General features: G+C 68.7%; 7 protein-coding genes. 5 read left to right on the top strand and 2 right to left on the bottom strand.

Annotated elements, in window-relative coordinates:
- Positions 1-17: 17 nt before the first annotated feature.
- Positions 18-1,523, top strand: coding sequence for a potassium/proton antiporter (locus ACIBI5_RS28675; RefSeq protein WP_397251834.1), 1,506 nt, complete (start codon positions 18-20; stop codon positions 1,521-1,523).
- Between the two features lie 67 nt (positions 1,524-1,590).
- Positions 1,591-1,887 (top strand): FmdB family zinc ribbon protein, encoded by a 297-nt coding sequence (locus tag ACIBI5_RS28680; protein ID WP_379637789.1) that lies wholly within the window; start codon positions 1,591-1,593, stop codon positions 1,885-1,887.
- Here the strand turns inward: ACIBI5_RS28680 and ACIBI5_RS28685 are convergent, their stop codons facing one another.
- The gene (locus tag ACIBI5_RS28685; RefSeq protein WP_397251835.1) at positions 1,888-3,855 is read right to left on the bottom strand and encodes an MFS transporter; all 1,968 of its coding nucleotides are present in this window, start codon (positions 3,853-3,855) and stop codon (positions 1,888-1,890) included. It lies immediately after the preceding gene.
- A 129-nt stretch (positions 3,856-3,984) separates the two neighbouring features.
- On the opposite strand from ACIBI5_RS28685, the gene ACIBI5_RS28690 reads away from it, so the two are divergent.
- Genes ACIBI5_RS28690 through mscL form a run of 3 tightly spaced genes read left to right on the top strand, consistent with a single transcriptional unit; the run spans position 3,985 to position 5,746 of the window.
- The gene (locus tag ACIBI5_RS28690; RefSeq protein WP_397251836.1) at positions 3,985-4,785 is read left to right on the top strand and encodes an S-methyl-5'-thioadenosine phosphorylase; all 801 of its coding nucleotides are present in this window, start codon (positions 3,985-3,987) and stop codon (positions 4,783-4,785) included.
- Positions 4,782-5,324, top strand: a complete 543-nt coding sequence (locus ACIBI5_RS28695) for an SAF domain-containing protein (protein ID WP_397251837.1) — start codon at positions 4,782-4,784, stop codon at positions 5,322-5,324. The genes ACIBI5_RS28690 and ACIBI5_RS28695 overlap by 4 nt, the downstream gene beginning before the upstream one ends.
- Positions 5,325-5,347: 23 nt before the next feature.
- A complete protein-coding gene (gene mscL / locus ACIBI5_RS28700; protein ID WP_397251838.1) occupies positions 5,348-5,746 on the top strand; it encodes a large conductance mechanosensitive channel protein MscL in 399 nt (132 codons plus the stop codon).
- Here the strand turns inward: mscL and ACIBI5_RS28705 are convergent.
- Entirely contained in the window at positions 5,743-6,711 is a 969-nt protein-coding gene (locus tag ACIBI5_RS28705; protein ID WP_397251839.1) for a D-alanyl-D-alanine carboxypeptidase family protein, read from the bottom strand. The genes mscL and ACIBI5_RS28705 overlap by 4 nt on opposite strands.
- Positions 6,712-7,142: the final 431 nt, after the last annotated feature.

Genomic DNA, 7,142 nt, shown 5'->3' on the forward strand with positions numbered 1-7,142 from the left:
AAGAGAGAGGGGGCCAGGTGACCGTCGAGTTCTGGCTCCTTCTTGGTGGCGCGGTCTTCATCGCCGCCATCGCCTCCGTCCGCATCGCCCACCGCAGCGGGCTTCCGAGCCTGCTTCTGTTCCTCGGCTTCGGGCTGTTGCTGGGCGAGAGCGGCTTCGGCATCCAGTTCGACGACCCGAACCTGGCCAAGCACATCGGCCTCACGGCGCTGGCGGTGATCCTGGCCGAAGGTGGCCTGACCACCAACTGGAACCACGTGCGCCGGGCCGTGCCGCTCGCGCTGATCCTGGCCACGGTGGGCGTGGCCGTGAGCATCCTGGTCGTCGCGCTCGCCGTCGCCGGCCTGCTCGGCTACGAGTGGCGGGCCGCGCTGATCCTCGGCGCCGTCCTGGCCTCCACCGACGCGGCCGCGGTCTTCTCCGTCCTGCGCCGCCTGCCCCTGCCACCGCGCCTGGCGGGCATCCTGGAGGCCGAGTCCGGCTTCAACGACGCACCCACGGTCATCGCGGTCGTCCTGCTGAGCAGCGTCGCCGACCCCATCCCCGGCCTCGGCGAGTTCGTCATGAAGACCGGCGCCGAACTGCTCATCGGCGCCGTCGTGGCGCTGGCCGTCGGCCCGCTCGGGGCCTTGGCGCTGCGCCACGTCGCGCTAGCCGCCTCCGGCCTCTATCCGCTCGCGGTCCTCTCCCTCACCTTCCTGGCGTACGGCGGCGCCGTACACCTGCATGGTTCCGGGTTTTTGGCCGTCTACCTGACGGCGCTGATCCTCGGCAACGCCCGCCTCCCCCACAGGGCCGCCACCAGGGGCTTCGCGGAGGGCGCGGCGTGGTTGGCGCAGATTCTGCTGTTCGTCATGCTCGGGCTGCTGGCCAGCCCCGGCGAGATGCCCAAGGCGGTGATCCCCGGCCTCATCGCGGGAACGGTCCTCGTGCTGCTGGCCAGGCCGATCTCGGTCATGGTCTCGGCGCTTCTGGCCCGGGTGGCCCGCATGGGCAGGACGGGTCTGCGCGAACAGGCCTTCCTGTCCTGGGCGGGACTGCGCGGGGCGGTGCCGATCGTGCTCGCGACCATCCCTTGGGCGGCCGAGGTGAAGGGGTCGGAGGACATCTTCAACCAGGTGTTCGTCATCGTGATGGTGTTCACGCTGTTGCAGGGGCCCACGCTGCCGTTCGTGGCCAGGCTTCTGGGCGTGAGCGCGCCGGGCGAGGTGCACGACCTGGAGGTGGAGGCGGCCCCGCTGGAGGAGCTCAACGCCGACCTTCTGCAGGTCAAGGTGCCGCCGGGCTCGCAGCTGCACGGCGTGGAGATCTTCGAGCTGCGGCTGCCCGCCGGGGCGAACGTCACGCTGATCGTGCGCGAGGGCAGATCGTTCGTTCCGGCCACGACCACCCGGATCAGGGCGGAAGATCAGTTGCTTGTCGTGACCACCGCGAGTTGCCGCGAACAGGTCGAGCTGCGGCTGCGGGCGGTCAGCCGCCGTGGCAAGCTGGCCGGATGGTACGGCGAGCGGGGTCTGGAATGAAAGTTTGACCCCATCGGTTAGCATTAGCAGTCGCCACGGTCGAGTGCCAACCCCTGAGGAGGAATGCGTGCCCACGTACCAGTACGTCTGCAACGACTGCGGGCAGCCTCTCGAGGTCGTTCAGAAGTTCTCCGATGACGCGCTGACCGTCTGCCCAAGCTGTGAGGGCAAACTGCGCAAGGTGTTCTCGGCCGCAGCGATCGTGTTCAAGGGGTCGGGCTTCTACAAGACCGACAACCGATCGTCGTCCACGAGCGCCACCACGACGCCCGCGTCCTCCACTCCGGAGAAGACCGCCACCCCATCGACGACCTCGTCTTCGTCGTCGGAGAAGTCCTCCACCCCCGCCGCGGCCTCCAGCTGATCAGCCCGGCCGGTCGGCTTCCGCGCCGAGCAGCTCGGGCGCGATCCGCTCACACAGGCGCACCAGCTGCGGGCTCGGCCCCCAATCCGCCACCAGCCTGCCCAGCCCGGCCTTGGCCTGCTCCAGGAGCCGCTCGGCCGCCGCGTCGCCCTGCTCGGTCAGCCGTAGCGAGTCGCCGTCCGGCGAGCGCGTGACGAGTCCGCGCTCGGTGAGCCTGTCCACGTACGGCCGGCCCTCCTGTCTGCTGACGTTGGCCCGTTCCGCCAGGTCGGCGGCCTTGACCCAGCCCTCCCCGCCCAGCCTGGCGATGACCCAGACGCTCTGGGGAGGCAGGCCGGACAGGCCCGCGAGCTGGCCCAGGCGTACGTAATAGTCCTTGCGCAGGTCGGCGTCGGCCAGCCGTACCAGACCTCTTTCCACCTCCGCGAGCGAGGAGCGCTCGGCGGAGGTCGCGCCCAGGCCCTCGCCGTAGTCCATGGCCTTGGTGGTCTCGCGCAGGCGTTGTTCCGGGATGAACCAGGACAGCAGGAACGCGACGAACAGGATGGGCGTGCCCACCAGGAAGACGGTGGCGATCGCGTCGGCGTAGACGTGGAGAAAGTCCTGGGCGAGGGGCCCCGGGAGCTTCTGGATGAGTGTGGGGTCCTTCTGGATGTTCGCGGGGTCGACGCCGGGCGGGATAGGGGTTTTGGCCACCAGTTCCGCCATGTCGGCGTTGAGCCTGCCGGTGAAGACCGCGCCCAGCGTGGCGACGCCGAAGGAGCCGCCGATCGAGCGGAAGAACGTGGCGCCCGAGGTGGCCACGCCGAGATCCTCGAAGTCGACGGCGTTCTGTACCACGATGACCAGGACCTGCATGGTCATGCCCAGGCCGACGCCCAGGACGAGCAGGTCGATGCTCATGACCAGGGTGCCGCTCGTCTCCGTCAGGCGGGAGAGCATGAACATGCCGACGGTGGCGATGAAGGTACCCGCGATCGGGAAGAATCGGTACTTGCCGGTGCGGGAGATGATCTGCCCGCTGACGATGGACATGGTCAGCATGCCCGCCATCATCGGGAGCAGATGGACGCCGGACAGCGTGGCGCTGACGCCATGGACCGTCTGCAGGTAGAGCGGCAGGTAGGTGAGGGCGCCGAACATGCCGAAACCCACCACGAAGCCCACGATCGACGTCATCGAGAACGCTCTGAGCCTGAACAGCTTGAGGGGCATGATGGGCTCGGCCGCCCGCCGTTCCGCGAAATATGCCGCGATGAGGAGCGCCACGGCGGCGAGCCCGAGTCCGACGATCTGCGGACTCGTCCACGCGTACATGGTGCCTGCCCACGTGGCGATCAGGACCAGACAGCTGGTGGCGCCGCCGATCGTCACCACGCCCGCGTAGTCGATCTTGTGTGTGGTCCTGCTCTCGTGGCCGGGGAGGACCGCGATGATCACGAACAGCGCCACCGCGCCGACCGGCAGGTTGATGTAGAAGACCCAGTGCCAGGACAGATGGTCCACGAACAGGCCGCCGAGCAGGGGCCCGACGATGCTGGAGACGGCGAAGACGGCCCCGAAGAAGCCCTGGTACCTGCCGCGCTCGCGGGCCGGCACGACGTCGCCCACGATCGCCTGGGCCAGCACCATGAGCCCGCCGCCGCCGAGCCCCTGAAGGGAACGGAACAGGATGAGCTGGCCCATGTTCTGACTGAGCCCGCAGAGCGCCGATCCGATGAGGAAGATGACGATCGCCCCGATGAACAGTCCTCTGCGGCCGTACTGATCGCCGAGCTTGCCCCACAGCGGCGTGGAGACCGTGCTGGCCAGCAGGTACCCCGTGACCACCCACGACAGCTGCTCCAGCCCGCCGAGGTCGCTCACGATCGTCGGCAGCGCGGTGGACACGATCGTCTGGTCGAGCGCCGCCAGCAGCATGCCCAGCATGAGCGCGACGATGATGAGGCCCAGCCCTTTTTGCCGCATATCGAGATCGTACTGTGTGTAGTCTTTCGACTACTTTTCGGAGTGGCCTCTGTCCACAGCCACCCCACTGTCCACAGAACGCCGCTCTGCCCCACCCACCCCCCAACCCCTCCCGCTAATCTCTGCGGCATGCGTGCAGACATCGGCGTCATCGGCGGTTCCGGCTTCTACTCCCTGCTCGACGACGCGGAGGAGATCACCCTCACCACCCCCTACGGGCCACCCAGCGACGTCGTCACCATCGGCCGCATCGGCTCGCGATCGGTCGCGTTCATCCCCAGACACGGGCGCGACCACCGCTTCCCGCCGCACCGCATCCCGTACCGCGCCAACCTCTGGGCATTGCGCTCGCTCGGGGTGCGCCAGGTCCTCGCGCCGAGCGCGGTCGGCTCCCTGAAGGCCGAGCACGGGCCGGGGACGATCGTCGTCCCCGACCAGATCGTCGACCGGACCTCCGGCCGCGTGCAGACGTATTACGACATGGGCGGGGCCGTACACGTCTCCTTCGCCGACCCCTACTGCCCGTCCGGCCGCGCGGTCGCGGTGTCCTCCGCCCGCGCCGGCGAGTGGAACGCCGTCGACGGCGGCACGCTCGTCGTCATCGAGGGGCCGCGCTTCTCCTCACGCGCCGAGTCTCAGTGGTTCGCCGCCAACGGCTGGACGATCGTCGGCATGACCGGCTTCCCCGAATCCATCCTGGCCAGAGAGCTCGCCCTCTGCTACACCTCGCTGTCGCTGGTCACCGACCTCGACGCCGGCGTGGAGGCGGGCGCGGGCGTCACCCATGACGAGGTCCTGGCCTTCTTCGCGCAGAACGTCGCCCGCATGCGCACGCTGGTGGCCGACACGGTGAAGGCCCTGCCCGCGGAGCGCACCTGCCCCTGCGGCTCCACCCTCGACGGCATCAAGCTCCCCTTCGACCTGCCATGAAACGCCGCCTGATCGCGGCCGTCCTGGCCGCCACCGCGACCCTCGCCGCGCTGCTGGCCGTACTCCCCGAGCCCGGCACCCCCGTGGTCGTGGCCGCCCGCGACCTGACCCCCGGCACACTGCGCCCAGGCGACCTGCGCCTGGCCCCGCTCAACGCGCCTCCCGACGGCGCCCTGCGCGCGCCGCCCGCGAGCGGCGTGCTCGCCGCGCCGATGCGCCGGGGCGAGCCCCTCACAGACGTCCGCCTCCTCCATCCGGTACGGCTGGCGCCCGGCCTCGTGGCCGCGCCCGTCCGCATCGCCGACCCGGACGCCGCGAAGCTCATCGAACCCGGCTCGACGATCGGCGTACTGGCGGCGTGGGAGAGCCAGTCCGCCCAGCTCGTGGCCGACGACGTCACGGTCCTTTCGACCCCCAGGACAGAGGACGACCAGGGCGCCCTCATCGTGCTGGCCACCACGACGACACAGGCCGCCCAGCTCGCCGCGGCCCAGTCCGGCGGACGGCTCTCCGTTATCCTTAAGCCTCACCCTGCGTAATCATTAAGCTACGATCCCTGCACATGAGTGGATTCAAGAAGTTCCTCATGCAGGGGAACGTGATCGACCTGGCCGTCGCGGTCGTCATCGGCGCGGCCTTCACCGCCATCGTCAACTCGTTCGTGGCCGACCTGCTGACCCCGCTGATCTCCGCCTTCGGCGGCATGCCCGACTTCTCCTCGCTGAAGTTCATGATCGGGCGGTCCAGCTTCAACTACGGCAACTTCATCAACGCGCTGATCTCGTTCCTGCTGGTCGCCGGGGTCGTCTACTTCCTGATCGTCCGGCCGTACACCTCGTACAAGGACCGCCTGGCCGCCGGTGAGGAGGCGACGCACCACGAGTGCCCGCAGTGCCTCACGGAGATCCCGAAGGCCGCCACGCGCTGCCCGGCCTGCACCTCGGAGCTCACCCCTGCCTAGATGAGCGAGTCGATCTTGGGATCGTACTCCCAGTGCCAGGGCTCGAACGGACTGCTGTAAGCCCAGTCGGGGTGGAACCACCCGTATCGCTTGCCGTTCTTCTCCAGCCAGTTGAACTCGGCCGACCGGAAGCGCTCCACCCCTCCGCACAGGTCGACCGCCAGCCCGAACCCGTGGTTGCTCCGCCCCGGCACCGCCGCGAACCCCGGCCGCCGATAGTAGACGGACTGCTGCTCGGAAAGGCTGCGATAGGCGTCCGTCACGCAGATCTGGCGCCCGAACTGCTTGCGATAGGCCTCGTTGAGGCTGACGAACGCGATGGCCGCGTCCGCCCGCAACATGTGCCCGCGCTGCTGCAGCGGGCAGAGCAGCGTACGAGGAATGAGCCCGTTCGGATAGGCGTCGGCCGCGGTGATCCGCAGCGGGTTACAGGCCAGGGCCGCCCGCCCCACCTTGTCAATCTTGATGCCCATCTTCACGAGCGCCGCGGTCAACGACTTCACGATCTTGTCCGAGCGCAGGCGCAGGGTGTCGATCTCCGCCGCCATCTGCGCCTCGGCCAGGAGGTTCCCGGCCCGCAGTTCCTGAGCCTCGGACGCCAGCCGTTCCGTCTCCTTGTAGAGCCGGCTGGTCTGCTCAACGGCCAGCTGCCGGACGGCGACGATCTGACTGGCGTCGCTCATGGCCCGAAGCGTCCCGACCCCGGCGTCCCCCGACAGGAACGGGATGATCCCATCGCCGCCGATGGGCTGCTGATAGAACAGCTCGGCCAGCCGCGAGACCGGCTTGCGGATCTCCGCCAGCTGGCTCTCGGCCTCATCGAGGGCGCGCAGCTTGGTCTTGAGCTCCTTCTCCTGGGCAGCGACCTTCGAACGCCGCTGCTCCAGCGCCTTGGTGGCGTCCTCAAGCTCCTTGGCCGACTTCTCGGCCTCCTTGCGAAGCTCCGTAAGACTGCCGGGATCCACGACGACAGCGGCAGGAGGAACGTGGGTCGGAGCCTCGGCACGAACCGGGGGTGCGAACAGTGAAGTCATCGCCACGACGACCGCGATCAGACCCGCTGATCGAGGAGTTGGCACGCTCGACTCCTCCGTTTGCACACTCGTTACCTTGGTCAGGCACGCACGTTACTACAGCCCCCCGAGTGCCCGGACCCAACTCCGGAGAGCCGCTATATCCCGTTTAGGGTTTTTAACCCGCATCCCCACCCCGCCCCTCACAGTTCACTAGCCGTCCACCCAGCGCCTCAACCCGCTTGACCCAACCACCTACCAAACCTGGAGCCCCCCACTCCCGCCCATTGCCCACCCACGCACCCCACCCGCCCCCCACACCCCGGAACCGCACCGCCAGCCCGTGCGGCCGTCAGTCTCGTCAGGCCGTCAGTGTCGTCAGT

This window comes from Nonomuraea sp. NPDC050540 (assembly GCF_044457485.1).
GTDB lineage: Bacteria > Actinomycetota > Actinomycetes > Streptosporangiales > Streptosporangiaceae > Nonomuraea.

What these genes read in the sequence shown, in the direction of transcription:
- mscL (WP_397251838.1), top strand. Translation starts at nt 5,348, where the DNA reads ATGAGTGGATTCAAGAAGTTCCTCATGCAGGGGAACGTGATCGACCTG.
- ACIBI5_RS28695 (WP_397251837.1), top strand. Translation starts at nt 4,782, where the DNA reads ATGAAACGCCGCCTGATCGCGGCCGTCCTGGCCGCCACCGCGACCCTC.
- ACIBI5_RS28685 (WP_397251835.1), bottom strand. Translation starts at nt 3,855, where the DNA reads ATGCGGCAAAAAGGGCTGGGCCTCATCATCGTCGCGCTCATGCTGGGC.
- ACIBI5_RS28690 (WP_397251836.1), top strand. Translation starts at nt 3,985, where the DNA reads ATGCGTGCAGACATCGGCGTCATCGGCGGTTCCGGCTTCTACTCCCTG.